The sequence below is a fragment of the Niallia sp. FSL W8-0951 genome, from assembly GCF_038006525.1.
Lineage (GTDB): Bacteria > Bacillota > Bacilli > Bacillales > Cytobacillaceae > Niallia > Niallia circulans.
Map to the genome: position 1 here is coordinate 2,851,268 of NZ_JBBOVK010000001.1, position 23,952 is coordinate 2,875,219.

The 23,952-nt window shown below is 36.0% G+C and carries 23 protein-coding genes; 1 reads left to right on the top strand and 22 read right to left on the bottom strand.

The window, feature by feature from the left end:
* Window positions 1-20: 20 nt before the first annotated feature.
* Complete coding sequence (locus tag NSS71_RS14275) at window positions 21-479, bottom strand: NUDIX hydrolase (protein WP_047943777.1); 459 nt, start codon at window positions 477-479, stop codon at window positions 21-23.
* Window positions 480-648: 169 nt separating this feature from the next.
* Here NSS71_RS14275 and NSS71_RS14280 point away from each other — a divergent pair, with 169 nt between their 5' ends.
* Complete coding sequence (locus NSS71_RS14280) at window positions 649-1,602, top strand: nuclease-related domain-containing protein (protein WP_341151777.1); 954 nt, start codon at window positions 649-651, stop codon at window positions 1,600-1,602.
* A 267-nt stretch (window positions 1,603-1,869) separates the two neighbouring features.
* Here NSS71_RS14280 and trxB read toward each other — a convergent pair whose 3' ends face one another.
* From trxB to NSS71_RS14385, 21 genes are all read right to left on the bottom strand, one after another.
* Entirely contained in the window at window positions 1,870-2,820 is a 951-nt protein-coding gene (trxB, locus tag NSS71_RS14285; RefSeq protein ID WP_047943775.1) for a thioredoxin-disulfide reductase, read from the bottom strand.
* Between the two features lie 526 nt (window positions 2,821-3,346).
* A complete protein-coding gene (locus tag NSS71_RS14290) occupies window positions 3,347-4,864 on the bottom strand; it encodes a tetratricopeptide repeat protein (RefSeq protein WP_047943774.1) in 1,518 nt (505 codons plus the stop codon).
* Window positions 4,865-5,060: 196 nt separating this feature from the next.
* A complete protein-coding gene (gene hisIE, locus NSS71_RS14295) occupies window positions 5,061-5,702 on the bottom strand; it encodes a bifunctional phosphoribosyl-AMP cyclohydrolase/phosphoribosyl-ATP diphosphatase HisIE (RefSeq protein WP_047943773.1) in 642 nt (213 codons plus the stop codon).
* Window positions 5,699-6,457, bottom strand: a complete 759-nt coding sequence (hisF, locus tag NSS71_RS14300; RefSeq protein ID WP_047943772.1) for an imidazole glycerol phosphate synthase subunit HisF — start codon at window positions 6,455-6,457, stop codon at window positions 5,699-5,701. The genes hisIE and hisF overlap by 4 nt, the downstream gene beginning before the upstream one ends.
* A 26-nt stretch (window positions 6,458-6,483) precedes the next feature.
* Complete coding sequence (gene hisA / locus NSS71_RS14305) at window positions 6,484-7,209, bottom strand: 1-(5-phosphoribosyl)-5-[(5-phosphoribosylamino)methylideneamino]imidazole-4-carboxamide isomerase (protein ID WP_047943771.1); 726 nt, start codon at window positions 7,207-7,209, stop codon at window positions 6,484-6,486.
* Window positions 7,210-7,214: 5 nt separating this feature from the next.
* Window positions 7,215-7,838, bottom strand: coding sequence for an imidazole glycerol phosphate synthase subunit HisH (gene hisH / locus NSS71_RS14310; RefSeq protein ID WP_061800345.1), 624 nt, complete (start codon window positions 7,836-7,838; stop codon window positions 7,215-7,217).
* Window positions 7,839-8,426, bottom strand: a complete 588-nt coding sequence (gene hisB, locus NSS71_RS14315; RefSeq protein WP_061800347.1) for an imidazoleglycerol-phosphate dehydratase HisB — start codon at window positions 8,424-8,426, stop codon at window positions 7,839-7,841.
* Between the two features lie 41 nt (window positions 8,427-8,467).
* A complete protein-coding gene (gene hisD, locus NSS71_RS14320) occupies window positions 8,468-9,736 on the bottom strand; it encodes a histidinol dehydrogenase (protein ID WP_144546310.1) in 1,269 nt (422 codons plus the stop codon).
* A gap of 19 nt (window positions 9,737-9,755) precedes the next feature.
* Complete coding sequence (gene hisG, locus NSS71_RS14325) at window positions 9,756-10,400, bottom strand: ATP phosphoribosyltransferase (protein ID WP_047943767.1); 645 nt, start codon at window positions 10,398-10,400, stop codon at window positions 9,756-9,758.
* Window positions 10,397-11,581: an ATP phosphoribosyltransferase regulatory subunit gene (locus tag NSS71_RS14330; RefSeq protein ID WP_251688331.1), complete on the bottom strand. Its 1,185-nt coding sequence runs from the start codon at window positions 11,579-11,581 to the stop codon at window positions 10,397-10,399. Before NSS71_RS14330 ends, hisG begins: the two co-directional genes overlap by 4 nt.
* 297 nt (window positions 11,582-11,878) lie before the next feature.
* A complete protein-coding gene (locus NSS71_RS14335; RefSeq protein WP_061800355.1) occupies window positions 11,879-12,412 on the bottom strand; it encodes an acyltransferase in 534 nt (177 codons plus the stop codon).
* Window positions 12,409-13,062, bottom strand: coding sequence for a pyrophosphatase PpaX (gene ppaX / locus NSS71_RS14340; protein ID WP_095258577.1), 654 nt, complete (start codon window positions 13,060-13,062; stop codon window positions 12,409-12,411). Before ppaX ends, NSS71_RS14335 begins: the two co-directional genes overlap by 4 nt.
* A gap of 21 nt (window positions 13,063-13,083) precedes the next feature.
* On the bottom strand, window positions 13,084-13,896 hold the full coding sequence (gene lgt, locus NSS71_RS14345; RefSeq protein ID WP_047943763.1) for a prolipoprotein diacylglyceryl transferase: 813 nt from the start codon (window positions 13,894-13,896) through the stop codon (window positions 13,084-13,086).
* A gap of 47 nt (window positions 13,897-13,943) precedes the next feature.
* Window positions 13,944-14,873, bottom strand: coding sequence for an HPr(Ser) kinase/phosphatase (gene hprK, locus NSS71_RS14350; protein WP_047943762.1), 930 nt, complete (start codon window positions 14,871-14,873; stop codon window positions 13,944-13,946).
* 197 nt (window positions 14,874-15,070) lie between these two features.
* Window positions 15,071-15,424, bottom strand: coding sequence for a phage holin family protein (locus NSS71_RS14355; protein WP_047943761.1), 354 nt, complete (start codon window positions 15,422-15,424; stop codon window positions 15,071-15,073).
* Between the two features lie 124 nt (window positions 15,425-15,548).
* Window positions 15,549-16,673, bottom strand: a complete 1,125-nt coding sequence (locus NSS71_RS14360; RefSeq protein WP_047943760.1) for a DUF4097 family beta strand repeat-containing protein — start codon at window positions 16,671-16,673, stop codon at window positions 15,549-15,551.
* Window positions 16,674-17,029: 356 nt separating this feature from the next.
* Window positions 17,030-19,906 carry an excinuclease ABC subunit UvrA gene (gene uvrA, locus NSS71_RS14365; protein WP_047943759.1) on the bottom strand — a complete coding sequence of 959 codons (2,877 nt, stop codon included), beginning with the start codon at window positions 19,904-19,906 and terminating at the stop codon, window positions 17,030-17,032.
* A 7-nt stretch (window positions 19,907-19,913) separates the two neighbouring features.
* Window positions 19,914-21,893 (bottom strand): excinuclease ABC subunit UvrB, encoded by a 1,980-nt coding sequence (gene uvrB, locus NSS71_RS14370; protein ID WP_095258576.1) that lies wholly within the window; start codon window positions 21,891-21,893, stop codon window positions 19,914-19,916.
* A 416-nt stretch (window positions 21,894-22,309) separates the two neighbouring features.
* Window positions 22,310-22,543: a CsbA family protein gene (locus NSS71_RS14375; RefSeq protein WP_047943757.1), complete on the bottom strand. Its 234-nt coding sequence runs from the start codon at window positions 22,541-22,543 to the stop codon at window positions 22,310-22,312.
* Window positions 22,544-22,555: 12 nt separating this feature from the next.
* The gene (locus tag NSS71_RS14380) at window positions 22,556-23,422 is read right to left on the bottom strand and encodes an STAS domain-containing protein (RefSeq protein WP_053215762.1); all 867 of its coding nucleotides are present in this window, start codon (window positions 23,420-23,422) and stop codon (window positions 22,556-22,558) included.
* Between the two features lie 215 nt (window positions 23,423-23,637).
* Window positions 23,638-23,925: a hypothetical protein gene (locus NSS71_RS14385; RefSeq protein ID WP_235844534.1), complete on the bottom strand. Its 288-nt coding sequence runs from the start codon at window positions 23,923-23,925 to the stop codon at window positions 23,638-23,640.
* Window positions 23,926-23,952 lie beyond the last annotated feature (27 nt).

The following is a 23,952-nucleotide window of genomic DNA, read 5'->3' on the forward strand; positions in this document are numbered from 1 at the left end:
TTAATTCCCCCTATAAATCTTTAGCTTGGATCTAATCGGTAACTAATTAATTCGAAATCTGGTGTATAAGTAAATGTTCCATAGATTATTCCATTTCCATGGATCATGTAATCTAAAATATGATAATCGCCCTCAGCCATTGGCAAATTTTTCACATCATCTAAATCGTGCCAGACAATTTTCCCTTCAGCTGATTCGTCTACATTGACACCATCTGCATTCGTAGAGAAAAAGGTGAACATCATCCACTCCGATATAATTTTATCTCCCTCTTTAATAATAAAGGTAAAAATTCCTTTGATGTTAGGATTTCGTAAATAAATACCTGTTTCTTCTCTATACTCACGAATACAGGAATCTCTCACAGACTCTCCCGGCTCCATTTTTCCGCCAGGCGCTACCCACCAGCCACGTCTTGGTTTTTGTAGCAATAAGACTTTATTATCTTTAAGTAACAAACAATTCGTCACACGTTGCAAAATTATTCACCCCAATTTTCTCTATATGTAGGCACTGCTTTTTATCCATTCCTTTTATTATACTATTATTGTCATGCCCCCACAATCAATTGCCTTTTCCAATTATGAAGGATTCTTTATTCCTGACAGAGAAATGATTATATATCTTTAGAAAAGGATGTGGGTACTTTTGTATGTTAACCTTGTTAAAAAGGATTTAAAGTTAAGAAAATTAGAAGCACTCTTAAAACGCGGAGATAAACATTCGGCCATCAAAAAAGATGTTTCGATTTATTTACGCGGCTATAAAGGAGAAAAGCATCTAACCTATTATCTCGATTTTATCCCTGAGAAAGATTGCTTTATTATTAATAACCTTCGTTTATACGATGGAAAATCTTATTTTCAAATCGACTATCTCTTGTTGACACATTGCTTTTTTATTATTATTGATTGTAAAAACTATTTAGGCACATTACTATTTGATACAAACTTAAACCAATTTACCCGAACACGAAATAATCAAGAAGAGGGTTACCTGGATCCCATCTCTCAAGTAAAAAGATTAAAGCACCAACTAGAATCATTCTTACAAAAACGCCACTTTCCTATTCCTCCTATCGAGCCAATCGTTATTATATCCAAACCTTCTACTATCATAAAAGGAAATCCCTCGATAAAAAGTCATGTTCTACACAGTCATAGTTTTCTTGAAAAATGGGATCAATTACAAAGAAAATACAAAGGAAATATTCTCGATGACAAAAACCTTCGCAAAATCTCCAAATTCCTGCGCAAGCATCACACTCCAGATCATACTAATGTATTGGAAAAATACAATTTAAGCAAAGAGGATATTATAACAGGCGTTCAGTGTCCACATTGCATGGCATTTGCAATGGTTAGAAAAAAGCGCAGCTGGTTTTGTCCATCCTGTTCCACATTTGATAGAAAAGCCCATATTAAAGCAGTGGAAGATTATTTCCTTTTAATCAAACCTTCTATAACCAGTAAGGAATTTCGTGAATTTGTCCATATTTCTTCCAAAGATACCGCTAATCGACTTCTTGTCTCGATGAAATTACCTTATACAGGTGAAAATCGAGGAAGAATTTATTACCCGACAAAAGATTTTTTGGAATAAGTAGCAGTTATTACACTATATTCGCGTAATTACCTCTTAAATTCGCGAAATACACAAAGTATTCGCGAAAACATTCCAGTTATTCGCGAAAAATAACATTTATCAGCCAAAGCCTAAATCGAGCAAAATCCATAAAAAAAGGCATAGGCTCCATTTTTGAGCCTATGCTAAAAAATATATCTTAAAAGGGGGTCAATTTCTATTTCTATGATACCCTAACTATGTTTCACTACTGTTACATTCCAATTAAAACGTAATGACACTTTCTTATGCTTGTTGTTTTAGCTCTTCAGCCAGCTCTTCTACATAGTGCTGTGCACTTTGCGCTGCGATACTTCCGTCTCCTGTTGCTGTAACAATTTGACGAAGTGTTTTTTCACGAATATCACCAGCTGCAAAAATTCCAGGCACCTTCGTTTCCATTTGGTCATTCGTTTCAATATAACCATTTTCATTGGTAATTCCTAAGCTTTCGAAAGGTTTAGATAATGGTACCATGCCAATGTATATAAAGACACCATCTGCCTCTAATTCTTGCTCGGTCTGATCTACTGTTGAAACAAGTGTCACACTGCCGACTTTGCCCTCTTTTTCATTAATGGACTTAATGGTATGGTTCCAGATAAAGTCCACTTTTTCATTATCAAACGCTCTTTTTTGCAGGATTTTCTGTGCTCTTAATTCGTCACGTCTGTGCACAATGGTAACTTGGGAAGCAAAACGAGTTAAGTATACCCCTTCTTCAACAGCTGAATCTCCGCCTCCAATGACGAATAATCGCTTATTCTTAAAGAATGCTCCGTCACAAACAGCACAATAAGATACGCCGCGTCCACCTAATTCTTTTTCTCCAGGAACTCCAACTTTTTTATATTCTGCTCCTGTTGAGATAATAATAGATCTTGCTTTAAATTCTTTTGATCCAGCCTTAACTGTTTTATATTCTTTTCCGTCCACTATTTCCTTAATGTCACCATATGCGTATTCTGCACCGAATTTTTTCGCATGATTAAACATTTTATTGGATAAATCTGGTCCTAAGATACTTTCAAATCCAGGGAAATTTTCTACATCTTCTGTATTTGCCATTTGCCCGCCTGGTATTCCTCTTTCAATCATTAATGTAGAAAGATTAGCACGAGATGTATATACGGCAGCTGTCATTCCAGCTGGTCCTGCTCCAATTATAATAACATCATAAATTTTTTCTTCCGTCATTTCAAAAACTCCTTTTCCATTAACTACCCAATGCATCTATTAGAATCCACATTGTCCATTTATTATTATAAGTATGATTATCTATTACTATCCTATAAAACAATCCCTTATCCGTCCAAATATCTGCTCATAAATAGTTATAATAAGTTCTTTAATTTCTTTGCCTCATTTTCTTCTTGATTTCTTTATCACTATATGCCTTTTTATTATTTTCCCAATTTGGATTTAATAAATCTAGTTCTTTATCATGCCGAATTTAAAAATTCCCCAATTTTTATTTTTAATTCTCCTTTTTACTTAAAAATTACTCTTAAAACGAGGAGATAAATTGTATGGCACTCAACATCTTGGATTTTACTTATATGGAAAACTTCATATCATGCATCACATAGATTAATTATAACTGTTTTTATTATATATTTAATTAGGCTTTTTAAAAGCTTATAAAAAAGAAGCAGTCCAATTCCTAACTGCTTCTTACTACTATTTATTCAATAAATGCATAAAACATCAAAATAATGGAATCTTAGCTATAGATGGGCTGCATAAAATTCTTCATTGATTTTATATATTTTTGTAAAGTAGAGGTAGAAAGTCCATAATGATTAGCAATTTCTTGCTGAGTTTTTTTCTTCTCGCGAGATTGACTCCACAGATAGTCAATAGCAGCTGCACTCGCAATACAATTTTTAAATAAAGCTCCAGCTGTTTGCATTTCCATGACAGCTGAAAACCATAATAAATATAAACTAGTTTCTTCCGTACCAATTGGATGATAGTTGGTATAAATTTGTTCGGCTGTATGATGTGCAACATATAAGAATGGATCCTCTATCTCAGTGCCATTCTTCACAAAATCACGATAATCTTTTTCTATTTGTGTAAAAACATTCTGTTGCTGAAAAACAGAAGAAGACAGAATCTTATCTTTTTGAGAAGATATTGAAGTTAAAAAAGTAGCAAACATTCGCTCCTCAGCATGGCTGCTTTCAAATCTTTTGAGAATGGAGCTTACATGCTCCTCAAATCCATTGATTGTATATTCCAAATTATTCCAAGGCTCTTGTCCTTCTTTTTCAGGATGAATATCCATTACCTTTTTCCATGCTTTCTTTGCCGTTTGCTTATTTCCTGTGTAATAAGCTGCGTAAGATAACCAATAGTAAAAAGAACCGTCTCCCTGAAATCCTTTTTTATAAATCTTCTTCAACCAGAAATAGGCTGTATCATATTCACCAATAAGTGCGAAAGTGGTCCCTAGTTTGAACTGATGATCAATAGAAATAGGGTTGATTTTTCTTAATATAGCAGCCATTTCTTTCACATGCCTATCGTTATTTTGATAATAAGCAAATACAAGTTTATTACATAAAGCATGTAAGTTTCCGATATTATTCGTTAAAACATGCTCCAAAATCTCACTGGCCTTTTCCGATTGTCCTAGGTAGAAGTGTGCTAACGCTAAATTGTTATATGCTGACCAATATTCTGGATAATCTTGAATAACCTTTGTTAAAGCTTCCACAGCCTGCGCAAAGTTACCAGATTCAAGCAGAGCCCTTGCCTGTTCCTGTCTTGTAATAAGATCTTCTTCCTCGTTAGCTTCCTCTTCCTCGAGCTCCTCTGATTCAAGAGATAACACTTCCATAAGATCTTCCGTATCCTCTACAAATTCCCCATCTTTATCTAAACTTAAATATAGTTTTGCATGATAATATGCATCTTTAAAAAATCCCAAATGGGCGTAATTATTCGCTAGGAAATAATAACACTCAACCATGTCCTCATCTAATTCTTCAATAATAACATGGAGAAGTTCATTAGATTTTTGATATTCTCCAATATCTGCATAAACGACTGCAAGCTGACATGCAATCATTGGTTCTCCCGGTTCTAACGCCAGTGCTCTTTGCAAATATTTAAGGGATTTATAATAATCTCTTTGATGATATGCCTTAATTCCTTTGTTAAAATAAAATTCGCCTGTAGGATTAAATGTAATAAGTTTACCCACTGGTTGTACTCTATCTGAGTTTTTATTCATAAATCCTCCAATATATATGTTCCCTTATCAAGCTGCATTATAAAGTTCCTATTAACTCAACAAGTATACCATACTAAATACAAATCCGAGAAGAGTCAATGCCTTTTTGGAAAAACTTTTAGAGGAGAGAATTTAAATAAAAGAGACATGTGTGGAAAAGAGAGCGGCCCTCTAGATGAACCATTCTCTAGTTTGCTTACTTTCCTGTCTTTTCTTCATGGCGCGCTTCTAGCACCTGCAAAATCTCAGAAAATGGAAGTTTTTGTTCTCGTAATAAGACAAATAAATGGTAAAGAAGGTCAGATGCTTCCCACTTCAATTCTTCTGAGTCGCGATTTTTTGCAGCAATAATAACTTCGGCGGCTTCTTCGCCAACTTTCTTGAGAATTTTATCTACTCCCTTTTCAAATAGATACGTTGTATAGGTACCTTCTGGGCGCTTAATATCTCTTTCTTCAATAACTTTTTCTAAGTTAGCAAGAATTTGATAGTCCGCTGAAGTTACATCCCTTTCTTTGTTTTGATACATACTGTCTACAAAACAGCTTGTTGTTCCATTATGGCAAGCGGGTCCATTCGGTTGAATCAGTACTACTAATGCATCTTGATCACAGTCGTATTTTATTTCTACAATAGATTGTGTATTTCCACTTGTTCCTCCTTTATGCCATAATTCCTGTCTAGACCTGCTATAAAACCATGTCTCTCCGGTGCTCATGGATTTTTCTAATGATTCTTTATTCATATAAGCCAGGGTTAACACCTCTTTTGTCACAACATCCTGTACGACAGCAGGTATTAATCCTTTTTCATCAAATTTCAATTCATCTAATATCATCTTACAAGCACTCCTTTTTCCTTTAAATAGCTCTTCACTTCCAAAACAGATGTTTCTTTATAATGGAAAATGGAAGCCGCAAGTGCAGCATCAGCTTTGCCATCTTTAAATGCCTCTTCAAAATGTGCGGCGTTGCCGGCTCCTCCAGAAGCGATTACTGGAACAGAAACAGCCTCACTTACCGCTTTGGTCAATGCTAAGTTAAATCCCTTCTTCTCCCCATCCGTATCCATGCTTGTTAATAATATTTCCCCTGCTCCTAAAGCAACAGCCTCTTTTGCCCATGTGATTACATCCTTATCTACTGGTTTCCTTCCACCATGGGTATAGACACGCCATGTACCAAGCTCAGTATCATATTTAGCATCAATGGCAACAACGATACATTGAGATCCAAAAAAATTAGCTCCCTCTTCAATCAAAGCAGGATTTAACACTGCTGCTGTATTTAAAGATACTTTATCGGCACCAGCCCGCAGAATCTTCTTCATATCTTCTAGGGAGTTTATTCCTCCTCCAACAGTAAAAGGAATGGCAAGCTCGGATGCAACTTCTTTTACTACCTCCACCATTGTTTTTCTACCTTCATGTGATGCAGAAATGTCGAGAAATACAAGCTCATCTGCTCCTTGTTCATCATAGAAACGCGCTAATTCAACGGGATCCCCCGCATCTCTTAATTGAACAAATTGAATTCCTTTGACCACACGTCCCTCTTTTACGTCTAAACATGGAATAATTCGCTTCGTTAACATTAATAAACTCCTCTCACCATATCCAGTTACTTCCCATTCAATCGTTCTAAAGCCTCTCGGAGCGTGAATCTTTTTTCATATAATGCTTTACCAATAATGGCACCTTTAGAGTCGCTTTCCTTTAGTTGGTTCAAATCTTGTATACTGCTGATTCCGCCAGATGCGATCACTTCTTTTTTCGTAATCAGAGCCATTTCTTCAATCGCTTTAACATTGGGTCCACTTAGCATTCCATCTGTTGCAATATCCGTAAAAATAAAAGTTTCCGCCCCAGCATCTGCAAAGCGTTTTCCAAGTTCTACTGCTTTTACTTCTGAAGTGGACAGCCAACCATGTGTCGCAACAAATCCATTTTTTGCATCGATACCTATCACTATTCCCTTTCCATATTTGCGGATCATCTTGATCGCAAAGTCTGGCTGTGAAACAGCGATACTGCCAATTATTACTCTTGTTATCCCATTCTCAAGGTAATGGACAATATCTTCTTCTTTCCTAATACCGCCACCAATTTGCACTTTTACCCCTAATTTTGTTGCTGTATCAATGACAAATTGATCATTTACTTTCTTGCCGTCCTTCGCACCATCTAGATCAACCATATGAATCCACTTCGCACCTTGGTCTACAAAGCTTTTTGCCATATCAAATGGTGAATCTCCATAAATAGTTTCTTTTTCATAATCCCCTTGCAGTAAACGAACACACTTTCCGCCTCGCATATCAATGGCTGGATATAAAGTAAAGGTCATCTTGTTTATCCTTTCTGTATTAAATTTGCGAAGTTGCTTAATAATTGCATTCCCAATTTGCTACTTTTCTCTGGATGAAATTGCATGCCAAACACATTGTTTCTTCCTACTACTGCTGGAACCTCTTTATCATAGGAACAGCTTGCTATAATAACGTCTTCTTTTGTTTCTGCATAATAAGAATGCACAAAATAAACGAAATCATCGTTCAAATCAGGTGTGACTAAAGACTCTCTTTTAAAATGCAGCTTATTCCAGCCCATATGAGGAACTTTATAGGCAGTACCATCACCTGTAATGCCAGGAAAGCGAACCACTTTTCCAGGTAATAAATTTAACCCTTCACTATATCCATACTCCTCACTTGATTCGAACAATAACTGCATCCCCAAGCAAATGCCTAACAAAGGCCTCCCACTATCAACAAATACAGAAATCATTTCAGATAGGCCCGTCTTCTTTAATTTTTCCATTGCATCTTTAAACGCTCCTACGCCTGGAAGAATCAATGCATCTGCCTGAAGTAATCTATCTTTATCCTCTGAAATAAAATAGGGAGCATCTAATCTTTCTAACGCTTTACTTACGCTGAACAAATTCCCCATTCCATAGTCAATAATTCCGATCATTTACAGCATCCCTTTCGTGGAAGGAATCCCCTTTATTCTAGGGTCAATTGTTGTTGCTTCATCTAATGCTCGTGCCATTGCTTTAAAGATTGCTTCGATCATATGATGAGTATTTTTCCCATAATGCAAAATAACGTGAAGATTCATTCTAGCTTCTAACGCTAGTTTCCAGAGAAACTCATGAACCAGTTCTGTATCAAAGGTTCCTACTTTATCATTTGGAAACTCTGCTCGGAATTCTAAATGAGGTCTATTGCTTAAATCGATAACCACTTGTGCTAATGTTTCATCCATCGGCACAAAGCTATTCCCATAGCGTTTAATCCCTCTTTTATTTCCAAGCGCATCTTTAATAGCCAATCCTAAACATATCCCAATATCCTCTGTCGTATGGTGATCATCTACTTCAATATCTCCATTCGCTTGGACTGTTAAATTAAATTGGCCATGTTTGGTAAATAAGTCGAGCATATGATTCATAAATGGTACACCTGTATCTAGTTCAGAAACTCCTTCTCCGTCTACATTAAACGATAACTGAATGTTCGTCTCACCTGTTTTTCTACTAATTGCAGCCGTCCTTGCCATTTTCCTTCCTCCTTTTATTATGTAGGTCTTTCAACTAGCGTCTAATCATCATATCGCGCTTCTATTGCTCTTGCGTGAGCTTCTAACCCTTCTAAGCGGGCAAATTTGGCTATTTTATGGGCGTTTTCTTTAAATGCTGCTTCACTATAATGAGTGATACTTGATTTCTTTTGGAAATCATCTACGTTTAGTGGATTGGAGAATCTTGCTGTTCCATTTGTCGGTAAAACGTGGTTTGTTCCAGCAAAATAATCTCCGACTGGCTCTGAGCTATATCTTCCTATAAAAATGGATCCTGCGTGACGGATATGTTCGAGGATATCGTATGGATTCTTTGTTAGGATTTCTAAATGTTCTGGCGCAATGGTATTGATGACTGCGACAGCCTTATCCAATGTTTCTACAACCACTATTAATCCATATTGGTCAATTGATTTTTCCGCTATTTCCTTACGTGGTAAATCATTTAACTGCTGCTTCACTTCTTGAGAGACCTCTTCAGCTAATAAAATAGAAGTAGTAACAAGAACAGAGGAAGCTCTTTCGTCATGCTCTGCCTGTGATAATAAGTCTGCAGCAATTTCTTTGGCACTTGCTGTTTCATCAGCTATAATGGCAATTTCACTTGGTCCTGCAATCATATCAATAGCAACATCGCCAAAAACTTCTCTTTTTGCAAGGGCAACAAAGATATTTCCAGGGCCGACAATCTTATCAACTTTCTCAATTGATTCCGTGCCGTACGCTAATGCTGCAATAGCTTGAGCGCCTCCCACTTTGTAAATTTCCTTTACCCCAGCAATATCAGCTGCTACTAAGACAGCACTAGGAAGAATTCCATTATCATTCGGTGGAGATACCATAACTATCCGCTGAACTCCTGCAACTAATGCTGGAATGACGTTCATTAATACAGACGAAGGATAAGCTGCTGTTCCCCCTGGAACATAAACACCAACGGAATCTAATGGGAGAATCCGTTGACCAAGAACGGAGCCATTGTCTTGGGTAAAATCCCATGAGGTTTTCAGCTGCTTTTGATGGTATTCTTTAATATTTGCGGCTGCCTCTTTTATAATTGAAACCATTTCCTCTTCTACATGATTGTAAGCAGCTGCTACCTCTTCTTCCTTCACCCGAAGACATGTCAATTCGGCTCTATCCCATTTTTTTGTATATTCAATTAAAGCTTGATCACCACTTCTTTTTACCTCTCCCATAATCTCCCGGACCGCTTTTCGCTGTTCTTCCGTACCTGCATCAACAGAGCGCTTTAAACTAATATTCTCAATATCTGTCACAATTCTCATCTAGAATACTCCTTATTCGTTATTTCACACTTTGTTTCGACTTTACTACTGGCTGAAGCCGCTCTACTAATTCACTAATTCGTCTGTCCTTCAATCGATAGCTTGCCGGATTGACAATTAATCTTGAAGTAATATCTACGATTCTTTCGTATTCAATCAGGCCATTCTCAGCGAGTGTCTTTCCTGTCGAAACAATATCGACAATTCGATCTGTTAAGCCGATAATTGGTGCAAGCTCAATGGAACCATTCAGCTTAATAATTTCTACTTGAGAGCCTTGTTCACGAAAATAGGCTGCTGCCACATTAGGATATTTTGTCGCAATTCTAGGAGCAATTTCATTCAGTTCTGTATGAGGAAGCCCTGCTACTGCTAAATAACAGGCACTAATATGTAAATCTAGCAATTCATATACGTCTCTTTCTTCCTCAAGCATGACATCCTTTCCTGCAATCCCCAAATCTGCTACTCCATGCTCCACATAGGTAGGAACATCCATGGGCTTAGCCAAGATAAAGCGAAAGTTTTCTTCTTCAACCTCTATAATTAATTTCCGGGAGTCGTCAAACTCTGCTGGTAAACGAAAGCCTGCATCTCTTAATAAATCAGCTGCCTCTTCGAAAATTCTTCCCTTTGGCATTGCGATAGTTAGCATGTCATTCATTTGATCACCTCCACCCCTTTTTTCCCGACCAATAGTGTGATTTCACTATACTGTTTTGTACAGGCATCTACATCTTTCACTCCATTAATATCTTGCGTAATGACATGGATGCCAGCACGCCTTTTTTCTTGTGCTAATAGAAACGCTTCTTTTCTGCGTTCATTACTAAATAAAATACATTCGATTATGGTCGTTTTTGCCACCTTACCTAATGCTTCTAATAGTCGATCCACTCGAATAGCAAAACCAGTTGCTCCAGTGTCTTTGCCGAATTTTTCTAATAGCAAATCATACCGGCCCCCACTTCCAATGGGAAAGCCCACGCCTTCTGCATATACCTCATATACAATGCCAGTATAGTAGCTCATATGACTGACAAGTGATAAATCAAATGTCACTCTATCTGCTACTTCGTAATCTATGAGAATGTCCTTTAGCTGTTTTAAGTCATCTATTGCTTTTATGCCTTGATCTCCTTCCATTAATTGATAGGCAAGGTTAATCACTTCTTCTTTTCCTCTAAGCGTTAGGAAGTCATTTAAGCGCTGTTTATCAATACTTGATAAAGCAAGCTGTTCTACATGCTGACGATAGCCGACATAATTTTTCTCATATAGGTATTTGGTTAAACTGTCCACTCTATCTTTTGTTCCAAGAATTTGTTGGAAAAATGATTGGACAAAGCCAATATGTCCTACCGAAACTTGATAGTTTTTCACTCCTGCTTGTTGAAGAGAGGAAATAAGTAGAGAAATTCCTTCTCCATCCGCACTAATGGTTTTATCGCCAATATATTCAACACCTATTTGTTCAAACTCCGCCGGTCTGCCGCCTTCCCGCTGCTGTGCTCGAAACACGGACGCATTATAGGCAAGGCGTAATGGCAAATCTTCTGATAGAAGCTTAGATGCCGCTACTCTTGCTATTGGCGCGGTCATATCTGGGCGAAGAACTAGTGTGTGTCCCTGCTGATCCAATAATTTAAAAAGCTGCTGGTCTAAAATAGCGGAGGCTGTGCCGACTGTTTCATAGTATTCTAATGTCGGAGTTTCAATAAATTGATAACCCCATTTTTTAATTTCTGTATCTATTTTTTGTTTTACTTTATATTTTCTTTCGTAAATCGCTGGTAATGTATCTCTCATGCCTAATGGCTTTTCAAACATAAATAAGCTACTCATCATTACACCTCGTGTTTTAAAATTCCGAATGCTTTAGTTCGCTAATATACTACCAAATTAAAGAGTTGTTTTTAGTGTACTCTTCGTCTGATTCGAGGTCAAGAGAAAAGTTTCATTTATTAGATCTTTCTAAAAAATCCAAGACTAATAAATTCCTTATATAATTCTTTCGATAAATTCCATTTATTGTTATACCCCTCTTTATTTTTTATTTATTCTGATATTTTAAAAAAGACCTATCTTTTCATTACTCCTAGAAACTTATTCTTGAAATAATGGACAGATAGGTATTTCTATTTATTCATCTAAAACATAGGAAGGCTCATTTCGTTTACGTTCTTCCATTTGTTCTGCGGTATAAATGATTTGCATCGGATTTCCCCCAACAAAGCTTCCTGCCGGGACGTCCTTATGTACTAATGTACCTGCAGATACAATCGCACGGTCACCAATTGTCACACCTGGAAGAATAGTGGTATTGGCGCCAATCATGACTTCATCGCCAATTTCAACCTCTCCTAGCCTATATTCCTCTATTAAATATTCATGGGCAAGAATAGTGGTATTGTAGCCTATGACACTATTCTTGCCGACCTTAATTTTTTCTGGAAACATAATATCAAGCATTACCATTAAAGCAAAGGAGGTTTGTTCTCCCACCCGCATTTTTAATAGCTTTCGGTACATCCAATTTTTCACTTTCAAAAAAGGCATATATCTTGCTGTCTGAATAACAATAAAATTTTTAATTACTTTCAAAAACGGAACTGTTTTATAAACATGCCATAAGGAATTTGATCCACTAACCGGATATCTCGTCGTTTTTCTCATGTTTGTTGTACTTCAGGAATAGAAAGGATGTCTTTCATATTCTCAAAAATATAATCAGGATTATATGCCTGCAAAAATTCTTTCCCCTTTAGCGTCCAAGCAACACCCGCTGTTAAAGTACCTGCATTTTTCCCAGACAAAATATCGTGTTTATTATCTCCAACCATAATCGCTTCGCTAGGGGAAGCCTTTAATTTTTCAAGAGCAAGAAGAACCGGCTCGGGATCTGGTTTAGCTTTTGTTACATGATCTAAAGCAACCACTACATCAAAAAATTCATCTAGCTTCGTCAATTTCAAGCCCATTTCCACTACATCGGAAAGTTTCGTTGATACAATTGCCAGCTTAAAGCCTCTTTGCTTTAATTCTTTCATAGCATCGTACACACCATCAAATATCGTAACAATCTTATCGTGATTCGCAATATTATAAGAGCGGTACATTGCCATCATTTCTGGAGCACGCATTTTATCAATCGACTCAAATGTTTCCAATAATGGTGGTCCCATAAAAGGAATGACATCAACTCGTTTATATTTTCCTGGGTAATAATGATTTAATGTATGTAAGTAGGAGGAAATAATTAATTCATTTGTATTTATTAGCGTTCCATCCAAATCAAATAATGCTGTATTAATCTTTCCAGTCAACCTAAACATTCCTTTCCATGATTAACCATTTGTATCTAAATAACGTTCACTCGCAATACCCGTTTTCCGTCTATAAGCGATACAGATAATAGAAATGACAATTAACGCTAAAGAAATTAATTGAGCCATCCGTAAGTCACCTATCATAAGGCTGTCTGTTCTCATTCCTTCGATAAAGAATCTTCCAATCGAATACCAAATAACATAAGATAAAAAGATTTCTCCTCTACGTAAGTTCACTTTCCGTAAAACTAGTAAAATCACGAATCCAACAATATTCCATAATGATTCATATAAAAAAGTAGGATGATAGTAAGTGCCGTTAATATACATTTGATCGATAATAAAATTCGGCAAATGTAAGCCTTCTAAAAAGGAACGTGTGACTTCTTCGCCATGTGCCTCTTGATTCATAAAGTTGCCCCAACGGCCAATAGCTTGTCCCAGAATTAGACTAGGTGCAGCGATGTCTGCCATTTTCCAGAAGGAAATATCCTTTTTCTTTGTAAAAATATAAGTAGTTACGATTGCACCAATTAAAGCTCCATGAATGGCAATTCCACCATTCCAAATTTTCGGTATATCCCCTAGATGATCTTTATAGTAGCTCCATTCAAAAATGACATAGTAAATTCGCGCACATATAATGGAAATCGGGATTGCCCATAACATTAAATCAGGGAAGTCATCCTTTCCAAGTCCTCTTCTATTTCCTTCTCGCATTGCAATAATAAGAGCAAGAATCAATCCAGAGCCAATGATAAGTCCGTACCATCTAACATCAATCGGCCCTAACGAAAAAGCAATTGGATCAATTGGTTGTATATCTTCCATTCGATTTCCTCCTATTTCCCATGTTTTTACTATTTACTTCTAGCTATTTATTTTCGTTCGTCAGATATAACATTGTTTAATTTATTCGTGAATTGTTCGGCTGCATTAACACCCATTCTTTTTAAACGGAAATTCATTGCTGCGACCTCAATAATTACCGCTAAATTTCGCCCAGGGCGAACTGGAATTGTCAGCTTTGTTACTTCTGTATCAATTATTTTCATTTTTTCTTCATCTAAACCTAAACGGTCATATTGCTTGTTCTGCTCCCATAATTCCAGAGACATAACTAAAGATATCTTTTTGTGGGTACGTACAGCCCCAGCTCCAAAAAGCGTCATGACATTAATGATACCTAATCCACGGATTTCCAATAGATGTTCAATTAACTCTGGTGAACTACCAACAATTAAATTCTCATCTTCTTGGCGTATCTCCACACAATCATCAGCAACTAATCGATGCCCGCGCTTTACAAGCTCAAGGGCTGTTTCACTTTTACCAACACCACTTTTACCAGTAATTAAAACGCCCACACCATAAATATCAACAAGTACCCCGTGAACTGCTGTCGTTGGTGCTAATTTTCTTTCTAAGAAGTTTGTAAGACGACTGGAAAAAAGCGATGTTTTATGCTTGGATCGTAGTACAGGTACAGCTAATTCTTCTGATGCCTCTATTAATTGAGGAGGCACCTCCATATTTCGTGTAATGATAATTCCAGGCGTTGTATCACTACATAATTTAGTTAAGCGATTTGCTCTATCTTCCTCACTTAACCGTTCGGCAAAGGTCAGTTCTGTCTTCCCTAACAACTGAACACGTTCTGCTGGATAATAATTAAAATAGCCGGCCATCTCGAGACCTGGTCTTGATATATCACTAACTGTAATTGGTCGATTAATTCCCTCTTCTCCACTTACAATTTCTAAATCAAACTCTTCGATAACATCTTTTATTAGTACTTTCGCTGCCATGAAGCTCCTCCTTTAAAGGTCATTGCTGTTAAGTTTTTATAAACAGTATAGGGTGTTTAAGGTAGTTTTTTTTAGAATTCCATATTCACCTTATTTTAGCATTAAACTCTAAATATATGCTAGAATTCAGTCAAAATAATAAGAAAAGCTGCTAAGTAAAGCAATGGTCTTTTCTCCACTCCTTTACTCGGCAGCTTTTATCCTTTTCCTCGCAGAACTGTGTTTTGAACAATTATATTGCAAAGTGACAGCAGAATGCTAAAAAGTAAACACATACCAAAACTCGAAATTTCAAAACTATCTCCCATTAGCCTGTCTGTTAATGACAGCGTAATAGCGTTGATGACAAATAAAAATAGCCCAAGCGATAACACTGTTACAGGTAACGTCAATAAAATTAAAATTGGTTTGACAATAATATTTAGCAAGGATAAAATCACACTTGCCCCAATTGCCGCACCTATTCCCGATAAATAAAATTGTTCCTGAAATAAACCAGCTAATGCTACAAAGAAAATAGCATTAATCAGTATTCCGATTATCCATCTCATTCCAATTACTCCTTATTAAACACAGAAGAAGCTGATTAATTTAAGATACAGAAGAAGACAACTTTTTATTTCTTGTCTTCTCCAACGTGCAGTCCATGTATCTTATCCAATTCTTCTATTAAAATTAATTGCTTTTATCAATTTTCTTCACTTTAATCGATCCTGTTTTAGTATTAGCTTCAATTTTTGTATGATGCTCACTTGATTGGATTGATTTAAATTGTAACGTTTTTTGCAGAACTTCATTTTTTTCTTCTATTATTTGTATTCCCTCTAATTCTACATTGAATCCACCAAAATTCGTTTTTAATTCACCACTAACCGCTAAAGATTCTGGTAAACTTACTTCAATGCTTCCTGTTGTTCCTTGAAGTTCAAGGATGTCACAGGCTTCTGAATGATTCACACAAGAAATACTGCCGTTGAAGGCTTGTAAATCAACTTTATTAAAATAACCATCAACCGTAATAGAGCCATTTATTGTTTCTGCATCCAGCTTTTCCATCTTTCCTTTTTCAACTTTAATACTGCCGTTTGCAGCGTCTGCCTCCACTTTTTTATTTTCACCAGCTTTTAGCGTTATTTTACCATTTGCTGTTTTAGCATACAATTTTTCCGCTTTAACATCAAAAGTAGTAATTGGTCCATTAAATAAACGGATAATGGCCGATTCATATGAAATTTGTGGAATATAAACCTGTGTTTTCACTTTCATCCACTTATGGTTCGTTTTCAATACTAAGCGCTCCTCATCTACGATTACATCTACTTCCTTGAGAAATACCTTTTTTGCTTCCTCTAAAGAATTCACTCGATAGACCTTAGCTTTACACTCAATACTTACTTCCTCTTGATCCCATGGAATCAGCTCCACTTCCCCATTGGGAATATCGATATCCACCTTTTTTGGGGCAATATTATGGTATTGAAAAATGTGAGAAACTTCTTCAAAATGACCAAAGTTTAAATCAAGGTCTACTTCCTTCACCTTTTTTATGGTTGTATCAACTATGTCAAAAAGCTTATCTTTCGCTGCTTGAAAATTAAATCCATAATTTGAAGATGTTTCTTTCTTCTTTTCATGAAACTTTGTTTCCTTTTGAAAATCTTCTAAAATTATCTTTTCTTCTTCATTTAAAGACTTCTTCTCATTCACTTCATCAACCTTTTCCATTAGCTTTAACGCTTCATCTACAGTTAATTTTCCACTTTCCACTAATTCTAAAATTCGCTTTTTCTCGTCTGCCACTGTAAATCCTCCTCAAAATAACGATTTTATTCTTTTTAGTACTTTTCACATAAATAAGACGTTAAAACACTGCTTATTTTCATTTGCTAATGTAAAGACTATTTTGTTAAAGGAAAAAACACTTCCAAAGCCGCTCAGTGGTTGAAATTACTAATCAACAGTACGGACTCCTATATGTTAATACGGAATCACCCCTGCAAAAGTTTCAATCTGAATACTTTCTGACCTTTTTATTTTATGTAGCGATTTTCTAATTCAGAAGAACTTCTGCGTAAGTAAGAAAAAAAGAGACGAGGCTTAGCAGATAGCCGAATTGAATAATTAATTCAGCTTTTCTACTTTCCTCGTCTCTTGATTTAAGTTGTAGCGATCTTTTCAGCTTCTATGATACTATCCTTCATTCTTTGCCGTTCTCTCTCTAGGATTGGCTTTAAATATTTCCCTGTATAAGACCCTTTTAGATTGGCAATATCCTCAGGAGTCCCTGTTCCTAATATTGTGCCACCTTTATCTCCGCCTTCTGGTCCTAAGTCGATAATATAATCTGCTGTCTTAATGACATCGAGATTATGTTCAATAACTAGTACTGTATCTCCATTTTCGACTAGTCGCTGAAGAACAATCAATAGTCTTGAAATATCATCAACATGTAAGCCTGTTGTCGGCTCATCCAAAATATAAAAGGACTTACCCGTAGATCGGCGGTGTAGTTCTGATGCTAGTTTTACCCTTTGTGCCTCTCCGCCTGATAAAGTAGTCGCTGGTTGTCCGAGTTTAATATATCCTAAACCAACGTCCACAATTGTTTGCAATTTACGATGAATTTTCGGTATATTTTCAAAAAAGGATACGCCATCTTCTACTGTCATTTCCAATACATCGGAAATATTTTTCCCTTTATATTTCACTTCTAATGTTTCCCTATTGTATCGTTTGCCATGACAAACTTCACAAGGAACATAAACGTCTGGAAGGAAATGCATTTCAATTTTTATGATTCCGTCTCCACGGCAGGCTTCGCATCTTCCACCTTTGACATTAAAACTAAAGCGTCCTTTTTTATAACCGCGTACCTTTGCTTCATTGGTTGTCGCAAAAACATCACGTATATCATCAAACACTCCAGTATAGGTTGCCGGATTCGATCTTGGTGTTCGGCCAATTGGAGATTGGTCAATATCAATGACTTTTTCCAATTGTTCAATTCCCTTAATTTCCTTATGGGCACCTGGCTTTGCCTTCGCACGATTTAGCTTTTGAGCCAAGCCTTTATGAAGAATTTCATTAATTAAAGTACTTTTTCCTGAACCAGAAACCCCTGTCACAGCAATAAACATTCCGAGCGGTATTTTTACATTTACATTCTTTAAATTATTTTCTTTTGCCCCGGTAATTTCAATAAATCTGCCATCACTTTGTTTTCTCTCTAATGGAAGTGGAATGAATTTCTTTCCAGATAAGTACTGACCAGTTATCGATTGCGGATCATTCATTACTTCTTTTGGTGTTCCAACAGAAATAATTTCGCCACCATGGACACCCGCACCTGGTCCTACATCTATTAAATAGTCAGCAGCCATCATAGTGTCTTCATCATGTTCTACAACAATCAATGTATTCCCTATGTCACGCATCTGTCTTAGTGTATCGATTAATTTATCATTATCTCTTTGGTGAAGCCCAATAGAAGGCTCATCCAAAATATAAAGTACACCCGTAAGCCTTGAACCAATTTGTGTTGCTAAACGTATTCTTTGTGCTTCTCCACCAGATAAAGTTCCTGCAGCTCTACTTAGTGTTAGATAATCTAATCCAACATTGATCAAAAATCCAACTCTTTCTTTTATTTCTCGAAGAATTAAGTTAGCAATTTGTTTTTCTTTATCTGTTAAATCAACCTTCTCCATAAATTCATAGCATTCCACCACTGATTTTTCAGTTATTTTACCGATATGCTGTCCGTTAATTAAAACAGCCAAAGCCTCTTTCTTTAGGCGATATCCTTTACATGTGCGACAAGGCTGTTCCGCCATGTATTTTTGCATTTGCTCACGGATGTAGTCAGAACTAGTTTCTTTATATCTTCTTTCCACGTTTTTAATAACGCCTTCAAATTGGATATCATTTTCTCTCACTTGGCCAAAGTCATTTTCATAACGGAAATGGATATATTCCTTTCCAGATCCATAAAGGATTTTATCCATTAGATTCTTCGGAATGTTCTTTACAGGTATATTCATGTCAATCCCATAATGATTACATACACTTTCAAGAAGCTGCGGATAGTATTGAGAACTAATAGATTCCCATGGAGCTATCGCATTTTCCTTTAAAGTTAAATTCCAATCAGGAATAACTAAATCTACGTCTACAACTAGTTTATTTCCGAGGCCATCACAATCTGGACAAGCTCCAAATGGACTATTAAAAGAAAATAACCTTGGTTCTAATTCACTAATAGAGAAACCGCAAATTGGACAAGCGTGATGTTCACTAAACAGTAATTCCTCTTGTCCCATCACATCAATAATGACTTTTCCATTCCCAAATTGTAAGGCTGATTCCAATGAATCTGCCAGACGAGCAGTTATTCCCTCTTTGACAACAAGTCGATCGATAACTACTTCAATATTATGTTTCTTATTTTTCTCTAGAGAAATATCATCACCAATTTCAAACATTTCTCCATCGATGCGCAAACGAACGTACCCTTGTTTTTTTACATCTTCAAGTACTTTCACATGTGTACCCTTGCGCCCTGATACAACTGGCGCAAGTACTTGCAGTCTAGTTCTCTCAGGATATTCGAGAATACGGTCTACCATCTGTTCTATTGTCTGAGAAGAAATTTCAATACCATGCTCTGGACAAGTTGGTCTTCCTACCCTCGCAAATAATAATCTCAAATAATCATAAATTTCGGTTACAGTCCCCACAGTGGAGCGGGGATTTCGACTTGTCGTTTTCTGATCAATGGAAATAGCGGGAGATAAGCCTTCTATTGAATCAACATCAGGCTTATCCATTTGTCCTAAAAACTGCCGCGCATAGGCGGATAAAGATTCTACATATCTTCTTTGTCCTTCTGCATAAATCGTATCAAAAGCAAGAGAAGACTTTCCTGAACCAGATAAACCAGTTATCACTACTAATTGATCTCTCGGTATTGTTATATCAATATTTTTTAAATTATTTGCACGTGCACCTTTTACAATAAGTTTATCTTTTGCCATTGTTCTCTCACCCCTCAGCCTTTAATTCAAGCAATAAATCGCGAAGTTCTGCAGCTCTTTCGAAGTTTAATGCTTTTGCTGCTTCTTTCATTTCATTCTCCATTTGTGCAATCATTGCTTCTTTTTCTTTTTTCGTTAATTTATCAAGTTTTGTAGTTGTTCCATACTCTTCAGGCTCCTCTGCTGCTTGCGTAGCACGGATTGTGTCTCTAATTCCTTTTTGAATAGTTTGCGGGGTAATTCCATGTTCTTCATTATATTTTTCTTGAATTTCTCTACGTCTTTTCGTTTCACTGATGGCGACTTCCATTGAATGGGTTATCTTATCAGCGTACATGATGACTTGACCATTAGAATTTCTCGCTGCACGTCCGATTGTTTGAATAAGGGACCGCTCTGAACGAAGGAATCCTTCTTTATCTGCATCCAAAATCGTAACGAGTGAGACTTCAGGAATATCCAAACCTTCTCGCAATAGGTTAATTCCTACCAATACATCGTATTTCCCAAGACGTAACTCTCGAATAATTTCAATCCGTTCTAATGTTTTTACTTCGGAATGTAGATACTGTACTTTTATCCCTATTTCTTTCAGATAATCTGTTAAATCCTCTGACATTTTTTTCGTTAGTGTTGTTACCAATACCCGTTCATTTCGTTTAATTCTCTCATGGATTTCCGCTATTAAATCATCAATCTGTCCTTCAATTGGACGAACATCAATGGTTGGATCAAGCAATCCAGTTGGACGGATTATTTGTTCAATCATAACAGGAGTATGTTCGATTTCATATGGTCCTGGTGTTGCAGAAACACAAATCATTTGATTAATATGCTTCTCAAATTCTCCAAACGTTAACGGGCGGTTATCAAGTGCTGACGGCAGGCGAAAACCATGCTCTACTAATACGTTTTTCCGCGCTTGGTCACCATTATACATTCCTCTAATTTGCGGCAATGTAACATGAGACTCGTCAATCACAAGTAAGAAATCTTTTGGAAAATAATCCAGCAATGTATAAGGAGTAGATCCAGGAGGTCTTAATGTTAAATGTCTTGAGTAATTTTCTATTCCTGAACAGAATCCCATTTCTCGCATCATTTCTAAATCATAGCGGGAGCGTTGTTCTAGACGCTGAGCCTCTAATAATTTATTATCTGCTCTTAATTGCTCTAATCGTTCTTCTAATTCTTTTTCAATGTTTTCAATTGCTATTTTCATTTTCTCTTCTCTTGTTACGAAGTGAGACGCCGGAAAAATAGCAATATGATTTCGTTCTCCTAATATTTCACCAGTTAATGCATCCACTTCCCGAATCCGATCAATTTCATCTCCAAAAAATTCGACTCTAATACAATGTTCATCTCGGGACGCTGGGAAAATTTCGACTACATCACCACGGACACGAAAAGTTCCCCGTTTAAAATCAATATCATTTCGATCGTATTGAATATCCACTAATTTACGAAGCAATTGATTTCTTTCCAATTCCATACCGGTTCTTAATGATACAACCATTTCTCGATATTCTTCTGGAGAACCTAATCCATATATACAAGATACACTGGCAATAATTATTACGTCATCTCTTTCAAATAAAGAAGATGTTGCTGAGTGACGGAGCTTATCAATTTCATCATTGATGCTTGCATCCTTTTCAATAAACGTATCCGTTTGCGGGACATAAGCCTCTGGTTGGTAATAATCATAGTAGCTAACAAAATATTCTACTGCATTATTAGGAAAAAATTCTTTAAACTCACTATATAATTGACCTGCTAAGGTTTTATTGTGAGCAATAATTAAAGTTGGCTTTTTAACTTCTTTAATCACATTGCTTATGGTGAACGTTTTACCCGTCCCAGTTGCCCCCAGCAAGGTTTGAATCTTCTCTCCTGCTTGTATACCTGAGACTAATTTTTTGATTGCTTCTGGCTGATCTCCTTGAGGAGTATACTTTGAAACTAATTCAAAATCATGACTCACTAAACCATCCTCCGATCTATATAAGCACGCCTGCTTATTCATCCATTCCTTTGCTGCTTTATGTTAATACTCCATTATATTTAGAAGTTATTTTCGTAACTCTGTTGTTTTAAGGATTTAAATTCTTCACAAAAAGCGTCATATTAAGGAAAACAACAAAAATGGAAAAGGCGATTTTTACCATTTCTTTTTTATAATTCCTACCTATGTAATCAATATAACATCATTCTACCACAAACGTTCCATTTCAAACCACAAAAAAGAGAACAAACATTCGATTTATTTTTGAATATAATTTAGAATTAAGACAAAAAACATTTCCCTATAAAAAAATGACTACACGAATACCTATCCTCTTTATCGACGGAAAATCGTTTAGTCATTCTTCTTCTCTATTCTTTTTTATATTTCTTCTATTAAGTATCCTTACTTGCTAATCTCTCTTTCCAATTTCTACTGATCATATAACCAATAGTCATAGAAAAAGCATCAACAACAATTAATAAAAATGTATCAGTATATCCTCTATAAACCGAAGCAGCTATTAAAGCTACGGTTAAGACTAAACCAATAATTGGATAATAGGTTGCTTTTGAAAAAAGGATTACCAATAGGCACGGGAAAAATAGTGCAGCTAGATATTTCCCCATCTATATACACCTCTATTTAACAAATTTCACTTCATTGACCGTTAATCCAAATTTTCCTAGCGCACTTGCTAAATTATTAAATATTGGTATCTGGCTAAAATCTACACCTAGTTGAATAGCTGTTTGTGCCACCTCTGGTCTTAATCCTGAAAGATAACCTTTGACACCAATTAATCGCAAAGCATGAATCACTTGGAAAATTTGATGCGCAACCATTGTATCAATTAGGGGCACACCCGATAAATCAATAAATAAGTGATTAAATCGTTTCTCGTTACATTCCTTTAGTGTATTCTCCATAATTAATTGCGCTCTCTTTGTATCAATATCTCCGATTAATGGAAGAACACCAATTCCCTCCGTAATCGGGATAACTGGGCTGCTTAATTCATATATAGTTTCTTGCTGTGCCATCAATTGCTGAAATTTATATTTATCATAAGAATCAATAAAAATATTTACAAATAAATCAAATGCATAATGAATTAATCGTATCCATTCAAAGAGTGTAGGAATTGTTAAATGAGCAGTAGTCTCCGCAGAAAACTTCTCTACATATGATAAAAGAATCCCTTTAACCGTGTTAAGCTGTTCAATAGATTCTAAAATCGGAACTAAGTCTTTCGCCCGCTTTTCTGCAACTTTAATAGCCCATTCAGAAATATTTGCTGAATACACTTCTTCTTCCTCAATAAAAACCTTTATTACATTTTCTAAAAGAGTTTGATGTGCGGTAATTAGTTCTTCCATATTCTCTGCTGATTTATGGACTGAATAAAAGGATGAAATACTATTTTCTATCTTGCTTAGCCACTCTTTACGCATATCAACAAGATGGTCATTTAAATAAGTATATAAACTTTGCATACAAGGTTCCAACTAATTCTCCTCCTAATTCAAGAAACAAGGCTTCATTAGGTTTCTATATGGCTATTTCTCACAATACAATAACAGTAGCATCCACAACTGTCTATTGTTGATATTCTACTTGTTTTCTTAAAAATCGTTCTAGTGTTTATCGATAAATATATACTATTATATAGTTCTCCTCATAGTGAAACAAGCAAGAAGTCTTTTTTCTAGAAGTAGAATCCTTATGTATTTTTTAACAAGCTTGTTGCAATCACTTGAAAGATTGGTTTCACAGAAGATGCTCTTTTCTTAGCATGCTCTAGCAATACAATAATATCATCTACTTCTTCATGACTTAACTCTTCCACAATCCAATCTTCCAAATCCTGATTCTTAATGACTATCGTACGATTTGGTATATCAATCGTACGATACTTCCTCAATTCATTATGAATGAAATTAATATGATGTTGATATTTCTTTTGCTTATGTAAAGAAAATGTATTTTTATTCAATCGATTCTTCTTCATCCTTATGCTCCTCTCTATATGTATCTA